Origin of the sequence: Pseudomonas laurentiana (assembly GCF_014648275.1) — a bacterium.
In the GTDB taxonomy this organism is placed as follows: domain Bacteria; phylum Pseudomonadota; class Gammaproteobacteria; order Pseudomonadales; family Pseudomonadaceae; genus Aquipseudomonas; species Aquipseudomonas laurentiana.
On sequence record NZ_BMQU01000013.1, the window covers coordinates 1 to 14182 of the forward strand.

The 14182-nt window shown below is 56.5% G+C and carries 12 protein-coding genes and 1 pseudogene; 4 read left to right on the forward strand and 9 right to left on the reverse strand.

The window, feature by feature from the left end:
- On the reverse strand, nucleotides 1–1146 hold a 1146-nt coding region (locus IE038_RS14470; RefSeq protein WP_189395824.1), incomplete at its 3' end, for a tetratricopeptide repeat protein.
- 122 nt (nucleotides 1147–1268) lie between these two features.
- Between IE038_RS14470 and IE038_RS14475 the strand changes: the two genes are divergently transcribed.
- Entirely contained in the window at nucleotides 1269–2150 is an 882-nt protein-coding gene (locus IE038_RS14475; protein WP_189395825.1) for a LysR family transcriptional regulator, read from the forward strand.
- Between the two features lie 247 nt (nucleotides 2151–2397).
- Here IE038_RS14475 and IE038_RS14480 read toward each other — a convergent pair whose 3' ends face one another.
- Entirely contained in the window at nucleotides 2398–3759 is a 1362-nt protein-coding gene (locus tag IE038_RS14480; protein ID WP_189395826.1) for a purine-cytosine permease family protein, read from the reverse strand.
- A gap of 14 nt (nucleotides 3760–3773) precedes the next feature.
- The gene (locus IE038_RS14485) at nucleotides 3774–4448 is read right to left on the reverse strand and encodes a cysteine hydrolase family protein (protein ID WP_163938213.1); all 675 of its coding nucleotides are present in this window, start codon (nucleotides 4446–4448) and stop codon (nucleotides 3774–3776) included.
- Between the two features lie 104 nt (nucleotides 4449–4552).
- On the opposite strand from IE038_RS14485, the gene IE038_RS14490 reads away from it, so the two are divergent.
- Complete coding sequence (locus tag IE038_RS14490) at nucleotides 4553–4759, forward strand: hypothetical protein (RefSeq protein WP_163938209.1); 207 nt, start codon at nucleotides 4553–4555, stop codon at nucleotides 4757–4759.
- Nucleotides 4760–5037: 278 nt separating this feature from the next.
- Here the strand turns inward: IE038_RS14490 and IE038_RS14495 are convergent, their stop codons facing one another.
- From IE038_RS14495 to IE038_RS14515, 5 genes and pseudogenes are all read right to left on the reverse strand, one after another.
- The gene (locus IE038_RS14495) at nucleotides 5038–5259 is read right to left on the reverse strand and encodes a formate dehydrogenase subunit delta (RefSeq protein WP_163938206.1); all 222 of its coding nucleotides are present in this window, start codon (nucleotides 5257–5259) and stop codon (nucleotides 5038–5040) included.
- Nucleotides 5256–8144 (reverse strand): formate dehydrogenase subunit alpha, encoded by a 2889-nt coding sequence (gene fdhF, locus IE038_RS14500; RefSeq protein WP_189395827.1) that lies wholly within the window; start codon nucleotides 8142–8144, stop codon nucleotides 5256–5258. Before fdhF ends, IE038_RS14495 begins: the two co-directional genes overlap by 4 nt.
- Nucleotides 8141–9703 (reverse strand): formate dehydrogenase beta subunit, encoded by a 1563-nt coding sequence (locus tag IE038_RS14505; protein WP_189395828.1) that lies wholly within the window; start codon nucleotides 9701–9703, stop codon nucleotides 8141–8143. The genes fdhF and IE038_RS14505 overlap by 4 nt, the downstream gene beginning before the upstream one ends.
- Nucleotides 9700–10176: a formate dehydrogenase subunit gamma gene (locus IE038_RS14510; RefSeq protein ID WP_163939914.1), complete on the reverse strand. Its 477-nt coding sequence runs from the start codon at nucleotides 10174–10176 to the stop codon at nucleotides 9700–9702. Before IE038_RS14510 ends, IE038_RS14505 begins: the two co-directional genes overlap by 4 nt.
- 551 nt (nucleotides 10177–10727) lie before the next feature.
- Nucleotides 10728–11119 (reverse strand): annotated as a pseudogene (locus IE038_RS14515) (IS5 family transposase); the annotation flags it as partial.
- A gap of 225 nt (nucleotides 11120–11344) precedes the next feature.
- Between IE038_RS14515 and IE038_RS14520 the strand changes: the two are divergent.
- Nucleotides 11345–11854, forward strand: coding sequence for a hypothetical protein (locus tag IE038_RS14520; protein ID WP_189395829.1), 510 nt, complete (start codon nucleotides 11345–11347; stop codon nucleotides 11852–11854).
- A gap of 94 nt (nucleotides 11855–11948) precedes the next feature.
- On the opposite strand, the gene IE038_RS14525 is transcribed toward IE038_RS14520, so the two are convergent.
- A complete protein-coding gene (locus IE038_RS14525; protein ID WP_163935049.1) occupies nucleotides 11949–12446 on the reverse strand; it encodes a GrpB family protein in 498 nt (165 codons plus the stop codon).
- 258 nt (nucleotides 12447–12704) lie between these two features.
- Here IE038_RS14525 and IE038_RS14530 point away from each other — a divergent pair, with 258 nt between their 5' ends.
- Nucleotides 12705–14024: a DUF6538 domain-containing protein gene (locus IE038_RS14530; protein ID WP_028624202.1), complete on the forward strand. Its 1320-nt coding sequence runs from the start codon at nucleotides 12705–12707 to the stop codon at nucleotides 14022–14024.
- Nucleotides 14025–14182: the final 158 nt, after the last annotated feature.

Genomic DNA, 14182 nt, shown 5'->3' on the forward strand with positions numbered 1-14182 from the left:
AATTTCGGAATTAGCGCGCTCCGATTTTTTAACTAGCTGTTGCACTTGCTCCTTGAGGCCGCCCAGCAGTTCAAAACTTTCATTGTAGCGTTCAAGGGTGAACAGCAGGATGCCTTTTAGGACATTGACTCCTGTGCGATGAGTTTCCGGTTCAATCCCAAACCCATCGCTTTCTGCAATCTGCTTTTCAATGAATAGGGGTTGGTTCGTTGCCGAGAATGCAAGCGCGGCGTGAATCTTGTGAAAATAAGAGGTGGAAGCGCAGATACTTCCGGTCCAAAGCAAGGCAAGGCGCTCCCATACTGCATTGAATCCACTATCTGTAGATTTGAGTCGTAGCCGCCAAAGGAAACCTACGGCATCAAGATCCTGTTTTGCGAAGGGGCTGTCCTTGAGAGCGTATAGTTCTTCAAATGCCTGAAATGCTAGGGTAATCTCGTTGCATCGTTCGTAGGCAATTGCGAGGTGCCAATATACGTGCATCCGCATGCCGGAATTTTCTATCCAGTGAACCTTACAACTTGTCAGAAAAGACGACAATTCTTTCCAACGTCCCATTTCATGCAAGGCATGGGCAACGGCATGTATTCCATAGATATTGTCTGGTAACAGTTTTATAGATTCAAATCCCACCTCAAGTGCGTCGTCGAAGCACTGATTTTCACATAGGACAAAGGATTTCATGGAGAGGTAGTAGGAGTAGAGATAGTGTGTTTTTGATATGTGGTTGTCGCAGAAGGCAAGAACTGAATTTAGGTTGGTAGTCTTGCCTGTGCAGAAATCAAGCATGTGCAGGAAAAAGAGGGCGATGATATCGGAAGGGTACGCTCTGATATGTTGTGTAAATAGCATTCTGGCCAGATCGTATTCGAAGTTCACCCACGCAGTAAATGCCTTATGGATGAGAAATATCTCAGGGATTGATGTCGTTTGCTCGCTCATCTGATCCAAAGCAATTCTGAATCGATAGAGCTCCTTCATCTCGCAACCCGTAATTGCATCAAACCCAGCTAGAAGTTGCTTGTACGTCTTTTGGATTTCGTCTTCGGGGTGGTATGCGTCAGCCATTCCTCGCAGAGATAGAAACGGTCCATTGATCTCTGGCCATAGCGCCGATACGCCTTCAGTTTTCCATTGAGCGCCCATAAAAATCTCCTTGATTACTGCGATGTCAAAAGGCGCCTAGGCCTATCTCGTTATGCTTCAGTGTTCTATCCTTATGCTGAATTGGGCTCATATGGAAATGAGTGATTACTCATGGTTGTGCGATGACGCTGACTCAGCTCGAAATTTTTATCGTCGTCGCCGGGCGACGTGGTTTCACGCTGGCGGCCGCCCAACTGGGGATTTCCCAGTCAGCGGTTTCCCATGCCATCAGGGCGCTTGAACAGGAACTGGGCGTTGAGCTGCTTTTTCGGCACCAGGGCCAGGTCGAACTGACGGATATTGGGGCAAGGCTGCTCCAGCGCGCTCAATCGATGCTTGGGCTGGCTGATGCAATTCGACAAGAAGCGTCGGATGCACAGAGCATGAAGCTGGGCACCCTGCGCATCGGTTCATTTGGCCCCACGTCATCCCAACGATTGCTGCCGCGAATCCTTGCTGACTACCGCAGGATCCATCCTGGTATCGAGGTACATGTGGACGAGGGGCCCGACCGTCAGGTCGTTCAGTGGCTATTGGATAGACGAGTGGACGTTGGCTTCGTTGCCCTGCCGGAGGCCCAGTTCGATACCTACCCGTTGATCGAGGACCAAATGGTTGCCTTGCTACCTTGTGGGCACCGTTTGGCGGCCAAGGAGGCGGTGACGTTGAATGACTTGTGTTCAGATCCGTTCGTACTGACAGAAGCCGGTTCGTCTGAGTTGGTTTCGCGACTCTTTGTGGCCGCGAGATTGAACCCCAAAATCCGCTATAGAACCTCTCAGCTAATGAGCACCTTGGCTGCAGTGGCGCGGGGCGATGCTGTGACGGTAGTAGCCGAATCCGCCTTGCCTGAACGTGATGCCTCGCAGTACCTCACGAAAGTGCTCGACCCGGCAGTCAGGCGACATGTTGGGATTGCCGTGTTGGACAAGAGCCAATCGTCGCCGGCAGCACGGGCTTTCATTGCCTTGTCTGTGAAGATCTTTCGCAATCAAGTGGTTTGACCTCATGGGCACGCAAGAACCATGGAATCTCCCACAGAACATGCAGTGTTTTGCATGGATCCCTGTGGGAGTTGGCTTGCCAACGATGCAGGCGCCGCCGACGGGTTGACACCCCGCTGACGCTATCGCAGGCAAGCCTGCTCCCACAGGGAAAACTCACATACTCTGTGTGGCCCCCTCTGGTTGGCTTGTCCACGATGCGGGCGCGTTGACACCCGCAGGCCAGCTTGCATCCCACGCGTTGCGCTTACACCTTCGCGGTCACGCCTTGCAGGGCTGTGCGCTTGTTCATCAGCCAGTAGTAACTGAGTGCCGGGAACACCAGGCCGACGGCCCATGCGAGGTCAACGCCCTGCAACCCGGTCGCAATCGGCCCGGCGTAAAGCGAGGTGTTCATGAAGGGTACTTCAAGCAGGATGGTGCTCAGAAACACGCCGATGGCGATCCAGTTCACCCGACCATAGATGCCCTTTGGCTCGAAGATGTCCGCAATCTGGTAAACGCCTTTGCGCAGCGCGTAGTAGTCCACCAGGTTGATGGCCGTCCAGGGGATGAGGAAGTAGCTCATGAAGAAGATGAAGTTCAGGAAGAACTGGATGAAGTCATCCTGAGCCAGTGTGCAAAGGCCGGTCGCGGCGGCGCAGATGATGAACATGAACCCGGCCCGTGCGCGGGGTGTGACTTTCAGCGCGGCGAACGGTTCGATCACTGTGACGGTCGACATGAATGCGCCGTAAAGGTTGAACACGTTGATGGCGACCTGGCCGTACAGAATGAACGCGAACATCAGCAGCGTTCCTCCGCCAAGCAGCCCCACCAGGTTCAAGCCCACGTTGTCCGCAAAGCCTGTCATGGCCTTGGCCAGTACGGCACCGAGCAGCATCATCCAGCTGCCGCCAATGACGGTGCCCAGGTAGCTGTACCAGAACACATGCCGGGTTGGGGTGCGGGTGGGCAGGTAGCGGGAGTAGTCCGCCACATACGGCGCATAGGACAGCTGCCAGGTGACCGCAATACTGACCGAGGCCAGGAAGCTCGCCAGGTGGAAGCCTTGCGGCGACCACTGTTCAGGCGCCACGGGAAGTGCAAGCGCCAGCAATGTAGCGGTACCAAACACGCCGATGGAGATGAACGAGAGGGCTTTCTGCAGGCGATGGATCAGTTGGTAGCCGAACAGGGCGACCAAAAAGCACAGTACGCCGAGCAGGACGATGTTGCCCTCGTTACTGAGTGGGCTCGCGCTGGCGACGGCCTGGGCGGCGAGCAAGGTGTTGCTGACGAAGAACCCCAGGTAGATGAGCATGACGAACAGCAGCGGCACTATTGCGCCGAATACGCCGAACTGGGCTCGGCTCTGGATCATCTGTGGAATGCCCAGCCTCGGGCCCTGGGCGGAATGCGAGGCCATGAAGATCGCGCCGATCATGGAGCCCAGCAGGATCGACAGTGCGCTCCAGAACAGGTTGAGCCCCAGGCTGATTGGCAGCACGCCCGCTGCAACGGTGGTGATGTTGGTGTTGGCGCCGAACCAGACAAAGAACAGCGAGCGGGGCTGGCCATAGCGCTCATGTTCTGGAATGAAATCAATGCTTCTGTTTTCTATTTGCATGGCAATCTCCGCGTTCAGCAGTCACGGGCAAGGCGGTTTTCGAAGCGGTGGATCGCTTCGATGAACGCTTCAGGTTGGAAGGCGAGGTGATCCGGTTCGAGTGTTCGCACTGAAGACGCCGGTTGGTTCCGCCAATGGCGAAGGAGCTGCGCGGTGGAATAGATTTCCAGCCCATAAATCCAGTTGGAGAGGATCAGCAGCGACGAGTAATGCGCTGCCAGCGTCGTCGCCGTGCAGGCATCTGAAACGAGGCTGAGCTGGAAGTCATGTTGGTAGGCATCGAACAGGCTGGTCATCACGCACACGTCGGTCAGCACGCCAAACACCACCAGGTGGCGGATCCCCCTGCTGTGTAGCATCTGGGCCAGCCGGGTACCGTGGAACGCGCTGTAGCGTTGCTTGTCGATCACCACATCGCCGGCCTGAGGTGCCAGCGCGTCGATGATCTCAATAGCAGGCGTACCTGCCAGGTAACTGGTCGGCTTGCCGTGTTCGTCCACGGGTTCTCCGGGGGCCAGGTTCCGGCCTTGCGCATCGTTGATGTGGCGGGTATAGAACAGCGGGATACCCAAGCCACGGGCGGTTTTGATCAGCGAGGCCGCGTTGGCAACCACGTGGTCAAATCGTTCTAGTGCAAAGCCATCTTCTTTCTGCAAGTCGATAACAAGCACTGCGGTTGTGTTGGTCATCTAGGTCTTCCGGGTACAGGTCTCCAGAAAAGGGCAATGAAGCCGTTTCCAGGGCGCTATCGGATAAGGGGCCGCAGCACACCGACGGGGCGGGCGCTACGGTAATGATCGAGAAGAACTCTCGTCGGGAAGACCTATCGGACTATTTGCCAGAAGCCGTTCTGTTTGGCCGCGACGCAGGCAGGGAGGCGTTTGAGCATGACCTGCAATGGCGCTGGCGCGCGCCGGAGGAAACCTTTCATGGCGCCGCTTGGCAACTCACGCCCACAGGCCTTCTGCCAGTGACAGGCATGGGGGTTGCCAGTGGGTAATGAGCGGTTGGCCATTTGAGGTGAGTCTCGGATGGATTGCCTGAAGGTTGAGCAATATCCGGGCCAGGGATGATTCGGTACTGTAATGCGCGTTCTTGAGCGGGTACGTTTTCAGGTGTTACGTTTGGTATGTGGGATACCATAATACTGTGCTACCAAGCGTAGCATCGGGACGGTATCCCGCTTCTTTCTGAAGCAGTTGCTTAGCCCTCTTTAAACTGCCCCATAGGCACCTCGCACGGCCTGATAGCCGCGCGAGTTCAACGAGCCGCGTGAACCTAAGCCTCCCAGCCCGCGCCACTGAGCGCCGCCTGCACCAGAGGGTGCAGGTCAGCGCCTTTGTGCGACGTCTGCCAGGCCAGCAACTCCTTGCGCATGCTGGGTGTCCAGAACATCTGCAGGTGATTACGCACGCCGAGCACAGCCTGCTGCTGGTCCGGCTCGCTGGCGAAGTACTGGGCGATCTGGTTGGCCATCTTGATCAGGTTGGCAGTGCTCATCGACGTACCTCGGCGTGTTTTCCGGCGGTGCGTGCCTGGCGACGTTCTTCGAGCAGGCGCTGTTGTTCGTCGCTGAACGCCTGATAACGTTTTTGCCACTCGGAAGGGTGGTAGACGCGGCTGACTTCCACCGCGGTGACCTTGTACTCCGGACAGTTGGTGGCCCAGTCGGAGTTGTCGGTAGTGATGACGTTGGCCCCCGACTCTGGGAAGTGGAAGGTGGTGTACACCACGCCTGGGGCTACTCGTTCGCTGACCCGTGCGCGCAGTACGGTCTGGCCTGCGCGGCTGCCGATGCCGACCCAGTCGCCTTCGTTGATGCCACGGCTTTCGGCATCAGTCGGGTGGATTTCCAGACGGTCTTCTTCGTGCCAGGCGACGTTCTCGGTACGCCGGGTCTGGGCGCCGACGTTGTATTGGCTGAGGATACGCCCGGTGGTCAGCAGAAGTGGGTAGCGGCTGTTGACCTTTTCCTCGGTGGGCACGTAGCCGGTGAGCATGAAGCGGCCCTTGCCGCGCACGAATTCCGTGATGTGCATGGTGGGCGTGCCGTCCGGCGCCTCGGCGTTGCACGGCCATTGCAGGCTGCCGTGGCGCTCCAGCGCGGTGTAGCTGACGTTGGCGAAGGTTGGCGTCAGGCTGGCGATTTCATCCATGATTTCTGACGGGTGCTGGTAGTGCATGGGGTAGCCCAGGGCGTTGGCCAGGGCCATTGTGCCTTCCCAGTCAGCCTTGCCACCCAAAGGCTCCATGACTTTACGTACCCGGGAGATGCGCCGCTCGGCGTTGGTGAAGGTGCCGTCCTTTTCCAGGAATGAGCTGCCCGGCAGGAACACGTGGGCGAACTTGGCGGTTTCGTTGAGGAAAATGTCCTGTACCACCACGCATTCCATGGCCGACAGCGCTGCGGTGACATGCTGGGTATTGGGGTCGCTCTGGGCGATGTCTTCGCCTTGGCAGTACAGGCCCTTGAAGCTACCGCCCAAGGCGGCCTCGAACATGTTGGGGATGCGCAGGCCGGGGTCCGGTTGCAGGGTGACGTTCCAGGCCTGCTCGAACTGTGCCCGTATCACCTCGTTGGAGATGTGCCGATAGCCGGGTAGCTCGTGAGGGAAGGAGCCCATGTCGCAGGAGCCCTGAACGTTGTTCTGCCCGCGCAGCGGGTTCACGCCTACGCCTTCGCGACCGATGTTGCCGGTGGCCATGGCCAGGTTGGCGATGCCCATGACTGCGGTGCTGCCCTGGCTGTGCTCGGTGACGCCCAGGCCGTAGTAGATCGCCGCATTGCCGCCGGTGGCGTACAGGCGGGCAGCGGCGCGGATGTCCGCAGCCGCTACACCGCAGACGGCGCCAAGGACTTCCGGCGAGTGTTCGGGGCGGCTGACGAACTCGCGCCAGCGGGCGAAGTCGCTGCCTTCGCAACGCGCGTCGATAAAGGCTTGGTTGAGCAACCCTTCGGTGACGATGACATGGGCCAGGGCGTTGAGCATGGCCACGTTGGTGCCGGGGCGCAGGGCCAGGTGCAGTTCGGCACGGGCATGGACCGAGTCCACCAGGTCAATGCGCCGTGGGTCGATGACGATCAGGCGTGCGCCTTCACGCAGGCGGCGCTTGAGCAGGGAGGCGAATACCGGGTGGGCGTCGCTGGGGTTGGCGCCGATCACCAGGATCACGTCGGCGTGCATCACCGAGTCGAAACTCTGGGTGCCGGCAGACTCGCCAAGGGTTTGTTTCAGGCCGTAGCCGGTCGGCGAGTGGCAGACCCGCGCACAGGTGTCGACGTTGTTGTTGCCGAAGGCGGCGCGCACCAGTTTCTGCACCAGATAGGTTTCTTCATTGGTGCAGCGGCTGGAGGTGATGCCACCAATGGCGTCGCGGCCGTAGGTTTGCTGCAGTCGGCGGAACTCGCTGGCGGCGTAGGTCACGGCTTCATCCCAGCTGACTTCCTGCCACGGGTCGTTGATGTGCTTGCGGATCATTGGCGTGGTGATGCGATCCGGGTGGGTGGCGTAGCCCCAGGCAAAGCGCCCTTTGACGCAGGAGTGGCCGTGGTTGGCCTGGCCGTTCTTGTCTGGAACCATGCGCACCAGCTCGTCGCCTTTCATCTCGGCGCGGAACGAGCAGCCCACGCCGCAATAGGCGCAGGTGGTGATCACGCTGTGTTCGGGTTGCCCCTGTTCGATCACGCTTTTTTCCATCAGGGTTGCGGTGGGGCAGGCCTGCACGCAGGCACCGCAGGACACGCATTCCGAGTCGAGGAAGTTTTCGCCACCGGCCGCCGCAACCCGGGACTCGAAACCGCGCCCGGTAATGGTCAGGGCAAAGGTGCCCTGGGTTTCTTCGCAGGCGCGTACGCAACGGTTGCAGACGATGCACTTGCTCGGGTCGTAGTCGAAGTAGGGGTTGGAGGTGTCCTTCTGGTCGGTCAGATGGTTAGCGCCCTCATAGCCGTAGCGCACTTCCCGCAGGCCGACCTGGCCGGCTACGGTTTGCAGCTCGCAGTTGCCGTTGGCCGAGCAGGTCAGGCAGTCCAGCGGGTGATCGGAGATGTACAACTCCATGACGTTGCGGCGCAGGGTGGCGAGTTTCGGCGTCTGGGTGTGCACGCTCATGCCTTCACTGACCGGCGTGGTGCAGGAGGCCGGGTAGCCGCGCATGCCGTCGATCTCCACCAGGCACATGCGGCAGGAGCCGAAGGCTTCCAGGCTGTCGGTGGCACACAGTTTGGGAATGGTGGTGCCCATCAGCGCAGCGGCGCGCATCACCGAGGTGCCTTCGGGCACGCTGATGCTGCGGCCGTCGATTTTCAGGGTGACCTGCACGTGGCTGTCGCGAGCCGGGGTGCCAAGGTCGATATCGGTATTTGGGTCGAAGAGCGTGATCATTGGTCGGCCTCCGAAGGCTGCAGACCGAAGTCGGCGGGGAAGTACTTGAGGGCGCTGGCCACGGGATAGGACGTCATACCACCCAGTGCGCACAGGGATCCGTACTGCAGGGTGTCGCACAGGTCCTTGAGGATGATCACCTGCGCTTCACGACCGCGCTGCTCTGGTGCGGCCAGCAGACGATCGATCACCTCCACGCCCCGGGTCGAACCGATACGGCATGGGGTGCATTTGCCACAGGATTCCTCGGCGCAGAATTGCAGGGCGAAGCGCGCCATGCGGGCCATGTCCAGGCTGTCGTCAGCCACTACCACACCCCCGTGACCGAGCATGGCGCCGATGGCGGCGAAGGCCTCGTAATCCAGCGGCGTGTCGAACTGCTCGGGTGGCACCCAGGCGCCGAGTGGGCCGCCGACCTGAGCGGCCTTCAGCGGCCGGCCACTGGCGGTACCACCACCGTAGTCTTCCACCAGCTCCTTGAGGGTCAGGCCAAAGGCCCGTTCCACCAGGCCACCGTGACGAACATTGCCTGCCAGTTGGAAAGGCATGGTGCCCAGGGAACGGCCCATGCCGTAATCGCGATAGAACTGCGCCCCCTTGGCCAGAATCAGTGGCACCGAGGCCAGGGTCAGCACGTTGTGTACCAGGGTCGGCAGGCCGAACAGGCCCTGCAAGGCGGGAATGGGGGGCTTGGCGCGGACGATCCCGCGCTTGCCTTCGAGGGAGTCCAGCAGCGCGGTTTCCTCACCGCAAATGTAAGCGCCGGCACCGACTCGCACTTCCATATCGAAAGCCAGGCCGCTGCCGCCGACATTGGCGCCCAGGTAACCGGCGGCTCGGGCGATATCCAGCGCCTCGCGCAGTGTGGCCACGGCCTGCGGATACTCCGAGCGCACATAAATGTAGCCGTAGCTGGCCCCGACGGTGAGACCGGCAATGGCCATGCCTTCGATCAGCAGGAACGGGTCGCCTTCCATCAACATGCGATCGGCGAAGGTGCCGGAGTCGCCTTCGTCGGCGTTGCACACAATGTACTTCTGGCTCGCCTGTGTGCCGCGTACCGTGCGCCATTTGATTCCGGCCGGGAAGGCCGCGCCGCCACGGCCGCGCAGCCCCGAATCGAACACCACGGTCGCGGTCTGCTCGCCACCCAGGGCGATGGCCTGGGTCAGGCCATCGAAGCCACCGTGAGCCCGGTAGTCCTCCAGGGACAGCGGTCGGGTAATGCCGGCGCGGGCGAACAGTAGGCGTTGTTGGGTTTTTAGATAGGGCAACTGCTCCACCGGACCCAAGGCCAGCGGGTGGGTGGACGGATCGCCTTGCAGGGCATCGAGCAGGGAGGGCACGTCGGCAGCCGTCAGCGGGCCGAAGCCTATACGGCCTTGCGGGCTGTCCATCTCCAGCAGTGGTTCCAGCCAGTACAGGCCGCGAGCGCTGGTGCGTTGCAGGTCCAGCGGCAGATTGCGTTCCTGGGCCTGAGAAAGCAGGGCCGTGGCGACTTCATCGGCACCCACGGCACGGGCAAGCGAATCACAGGGCAGATAGAAGCGCGGCATCATGCGTCCTCCTGGCAAGCATCGAGCAGGGCATCCAGGCGCTCGGCACTGAGCCGTGCATGCACTTGGCCATCCAGCTCCAGGGCTGGCGAGCAGGCGCAGGCACCAAGGCAATACACCGGGCGCAGGCTGATGTTGCCGTCGGCGCTGCTGCCGTGGTCGTCCAGTTGCAGGCGTTCGCGCAATTGCGCGGCGAGTTGCTCGGCGCCACGACTCTGGCAGGACTCGGCCCGGCACAGGCGCAGGATATGCCGCGCTGGCGGTGCGGTGCGAAAGTCATGATAGAAGCTGATAACCCCGCGCACCTCGGCCTGGCTCTGGTTGAGGGCATGGGCAATCTCGGGGACAGCGGCATCGGGGATGTAACCGATGCGTTCCTGAATCTCATGAAGAATGGGCAGCAGTGCACCGGGGGAGCCCTTGTGGCGTTCCAGCAGACTGATGACCATAGGCAGGTGCAACATCTCATCAGGCATACAGCATTCCTCACGGTCACGAGCAAACCAGGCGGTCGTCGATTGTCCGAGAGTGTCGGCTGCGGCACTCACACCACGTCACGGTAGCGTGGCATGTTCGGGCCGTTGGCCAAGCACCCTGAGCGGGCATCTTGTTGGGCCCCGTGCGGTCTTTGCCGCACCTCTTCAGGGCATAACAGGCAGCTTGCCACGCCGCTCTTGATTCATCTGCACCAAAGCGACGTGCTCTGTTCTTTCTGCGACTGCCTATTGAGTCTAGAAGAGCATGGCCTAGTGTGTCGTTGCTGGAGGGCGGTGGGTGGAAGGTGAGCCAGCGGCCATCTCACGGTCTTTCTGAAGCATTACGGGTATGACAGGTTAGATTCGATAGCGATAGCGCGGCAGGATCTGGCTTCGATAAAGAGCTCTGTAACCAGTTTTCAGGCTGTGTCAGGGCGATTTTTTCACCTTGCCATCGGGCGCTCTCGTCTTTGATGCCCACAGACTCTGCTGGATTGAGGTATTCATTCGGCTTGAATGAGTTTCTAAGGATTTCGTACAGAGTTTGGTTCTCCGCAGTTGCGGTCGAGCGCTCGATCTTGAGGCTCTTCAGGCCAGTTTTTTCTGCGCTTGATGAAGTTCTTCTTCCACGTACTGTGATGGAGTCGATTACCCAAGTGTTCAGGTCAATCAGGCCATGTTCGTTGAGTCTAATGTGAAGGCGTTTGAGGAACTGGTCAAAGATCCCTCGTTTTCGCCAGTCACGAAAGCGTTGATAGATAGTTGACCAAGGCCCGAAGCGTTTCGGCATGTCACGCCAGGCTGCACCTGAGCAAAGCACCCAGAGCACGCCGTTCAGCATCAGGCGATCATCCGCCCTAGGGCGGCCACCGCGTCGTGCTTCGATAAAGAGGTCTGCAACCAGTTCCCAGGCTGCATCGGGTAGTTCATATCGTTTTGCCATCTTTGGCTCCTGCCTTTGATGGCGGCAGACTTTACTAGAATGGGGCTCTTGTTCGGATTGAATAAGTTTCGAGGGATTTCGTACAGAACTTGGCAGTGTCACTCTGTTTTTCGACGTTATTACACGGGATTTGTCGTCTAAGAGTCTGAAGTCACTGGTCTTTGTTCTTGTTGTTTTATGTGGTTTTGAGTAAGTATGGGTTATTTATTCAAAGGAGAAAGGCGGGTGCCTAAGCTTTGTATTTATATCCCGTTCCTGCGTATTCCGAGTAGTGTTGGAGATTTGCGCAGAAATGCAGCCGAACTGGTTGAAGGTATTCGTGTTCCTTGTGTGGTTGATGGGGTTGTTGTTACAGAAGTAGTTGCCATATATCTTAATGAAGAGGCGGCTAATGCAATGGCGGGTGGGGATATATTGATTGTGCATGCACATGGGGCGGCTTGTGATGGGGGGCTCGCAGATAATTTAGGGAGAAGTATCACGATACCTAAGTTGTTGGTTCGGCTGAAGGCATTGAAGGCCGACAGGGCCTCGCTCGTTTGCTTTGCCGTGTGTTTTTCTGCGCTAGCGGGTTGTATCGGTCCAGCTTTCGTCGCTGCCAATCCTGGTCCACGGCCATCTGTTAAGGCTGCCATGGGAATGATTGAAGGATCAATTGCCTCCATTACCCGACAGGGTACAATCCGAAATGGCATGTTCTTCGCTCACGATCCCCGGATGGTCATTCTGCGATGATTGGGGTTCCTTGTTGTTGTTGTTGTTGTTGTTGTTGTTGTTGTTGTTGTCGGCTGACTGTTTGGCACTTCTGAGTTGTATTGCGCAATCTCACCTAGTCCGCCCCCATTACTCCGTCGATAAAAGGCGCCTTCTTTGCCAGGTACTCACCGATGCCACCGGTGTTGCTGGCTTCGAGCTCACGTTTCAAGTCTTGATACTGCTGGCGAAGGACTGGGTCGTGCCTGAGGCGATCCCGGAAGCGAAGCATTCGTTCGATTTGGCGATGGCCGGTGAGGCAAACGTGGGCTTTATGGGTGCGCACGCCATCGACATCGCGGCGATAAAAATGGTGGCCTGCGGACAGATCACTTCCTCGTGCGTAGCCGAGTTCGCGCATGACGGTGTCTCGGTGGGCCTCGTTCAGGTGCGCCGAAACCTCAATGAGAAGGTCAATTTCAGGCTTGGCTGCGAGCCCCGGAACAGCAGTGCTCCCGACATGGTGGATGGCCACAAGCTCAGCCCCGAACGCCGCCGCGATCTGCTCGCGGGCGCAGAGAAAGAGGGCAGGCCATCGGCTGTCATAGAGGGATATCGTGCTGGTGAGCCCCATGGCGCTTCTTCCTTGAATTCGCAAGCAGGCTTTGGTGTAGCGCAGGCACAAAAAAACCGGCTCAATTGGCCGGTTTCTCTGGATCTGAAGGTTGGTAGAACCGTTCAGTTACTGCTGTTTGGTGCCCCGAGGGAGACTCGAACTCCCTCAAAAACATCATAAGACCCAGCAATGCCGCGAGTTTAAAGGCTTTCAGTGGCTTTGGGTAGAAATTTTGGGTAGAATTTTGGGTAGAAATGACTAGCGAAGGCTTTTGCTATGACCGATTTTTTAGTCCTGAAATCCGGCACCTACTACGTCCGTCTGGACGTTCCAGAAGACGCACGGGAAGCCTTTTCCGGGCGTAAGGTTTTGACTAAAAGCCTCAAAACTGGCAATCGTTCGGAAGCCCATATTTTCAAACTACGATGGTTGCAGCAGTGGAAAACCGAAATCGAAAAAGCCCGTAGGGGTGAAATCGGCAATTTCCGTGATGATGTTCTTCAAATAGTTGAAAAGCATCAAAGGGCCATAAACCAAGATAAAATTAAGGGGAAACCCGCAAACAATGAAACAAAAATGGGTTTTGAAGTAATCCAATATACACAAGATAAGAAGTTAAGCATCGACCTTGTTAATGAAGCAATTGATATTGCAGCAGGTCGTTCGGACTACTCACCAAAAACCCCATTTTTCAAAAGTCGCCTTGATGGTTTCTATAACTATGAATTAAATCAACGAAAAGTAGACTTGAATACAGTTGATAGACATATAAAGAGAATTAAAGCACTTGATGCCTTTTTGAAAGCTGAGGACTTATTGCTGGATTATGAGGCAGTTGCTTCATTCTTGATTTCAAAAAATCTGGAATCGAAGACAAAGAAACAATATTTGTTTTCGTTTAATGCCTTCTATAATTTCTTGATTAAAAAAGAACCACCATTCAAAGAACGTTATCCAATCAATCCTTTCAAAAGTCATGAATTGAGCCAAGTTAGACGTGGAACACTCAAAAAAGATGAAAGACGTGCTTTTACGGCGGAAGAGGTTGAAACCTTGCATAGTAAAGCAGTTGAAAAAGGAAAGCGTCAATTAGCCGATTTGATTAAGATAGCGGCCTATACGGGAGCACGCATTGAAGAAATATGCCGTTTAAAAACATCGTCAGTTGTTAAAGAGGATGGTGTGGATTGTTTTCATATTACAGAAGGTAAAACACAAGCATCCGTTCGTTTTGTGCCAATTCATCCGGTTCTCATGGAAACGGTCAAACGGCTTGTTAGTTCATCGGACGATGGGTATTTGTTGAAGACAAGCAAAGGTGGGAAGTATGAAACCAAATCGAAAGGTTTAGGTAATCAATTTTCAATCTTCAAGACAGATTTAGGTTTTGATAAAAAATGTGTTTTCCATAGCATTCGCAAAACTGTAATCACTACATTAGAGCGTGCTGATGTTAAGAACCTTGTCATCATTTCGTTGGTTGGCCACAAAGCTGATGGACTGCTAAGAATGACTTTCGATAGATATTCGGAAGGCCCAACCCCAGCATCTAAAATGGATGCTGTTAAACACCTACAATATAAATTCTCAGTATAATTTTTTATTGTTGTCATCATTCATGAGGCTACCTAATTAGGTGGCCTTTTTAATGCCTGCTATACATTGCTATACGTTGCTATACATTGCTATACACTTTCATTCTTTGTTATCTGGCTTATTGAAAGCTATACAACTTGAAAACATTTTAATATATG

What these genes read in the sequence shown, in the direction of transcription:
- IE038_RS14510 (WP_163939914.1), bottom strand. Translation starts at nt 10,176, where the DNA reads ATGCCTGATGAGATGTTGCACCTGCCTATGGTCATCAGTCTGCTGGAA.
- fdhF (WP_189395827.1), bottom strand. Translation starts at nt 8,144, where the DNA reads ATGATCACGCTCTTCGACCCAAATACCGATATCGACCTTGGCACCCCG.
- IE038_RS14490 (WP_163938209.1), top strand. Translation starts at nt 4,553, where the DNA reads ATGATCGAGAAGAACTCTCGTCGGGAAGACCTATCGGACTATTTGCCA.
- IE038_RS14475 (WP_189395825.1), top strand. Translation starts at nt 1,269, where the DNA reads ATGACGCTGACTCAGCTCGAAATTTTTATCGTCGTCGCCGGGCGACGT.
- IE038_RS14495 (WP_163938206.1), bottom strand. Translation starts at nt 5,259, where the DNA reads ATGAGCACTGCCAACCTGATCAAGATGGCCAACCAGATCGCCCAGTAC.
- IE038_RS14525 (WP_163935049.1), bottom strand. Translation starts at nt 12,446, where the DNA reads ATGGGGCTCACCAGCACGATATCCCTCTATGACAGCCGATGGCCTGCC.
- IE038_RS14485 (WP_163938213.1), bottom strand. Translation starts at nt 4,448, where the DNA reads ATGACCAACACAACCGCAGTGCTTGTTATCGACTTGCAGAAAGAAGAT.
- IE038_RS14480 (WP_189395826.1), bottom strand. Translation starts at nt 3,759, where the DNA reads ATGCAAATAGAAAACAGAAGCATTGATTTCATTCCAGAACATGAGCGC.
- IE038_RS14530 (WP_028624202.1), top strand. Translation starts at nt 12,705, where the DNA reads ATGACCGATTTTTTAGTCCTGAAATCCGGCACCTACTACGTCCGTCTG.
- IE038_RS14505 (WP_189395828.1), bottom strand. Translation starts at nt 9,703, where the DNA reads ATGATGCCGCGCTTCTATCTGCCCTGTGATTCGCTTGCCCGTGCCGTG.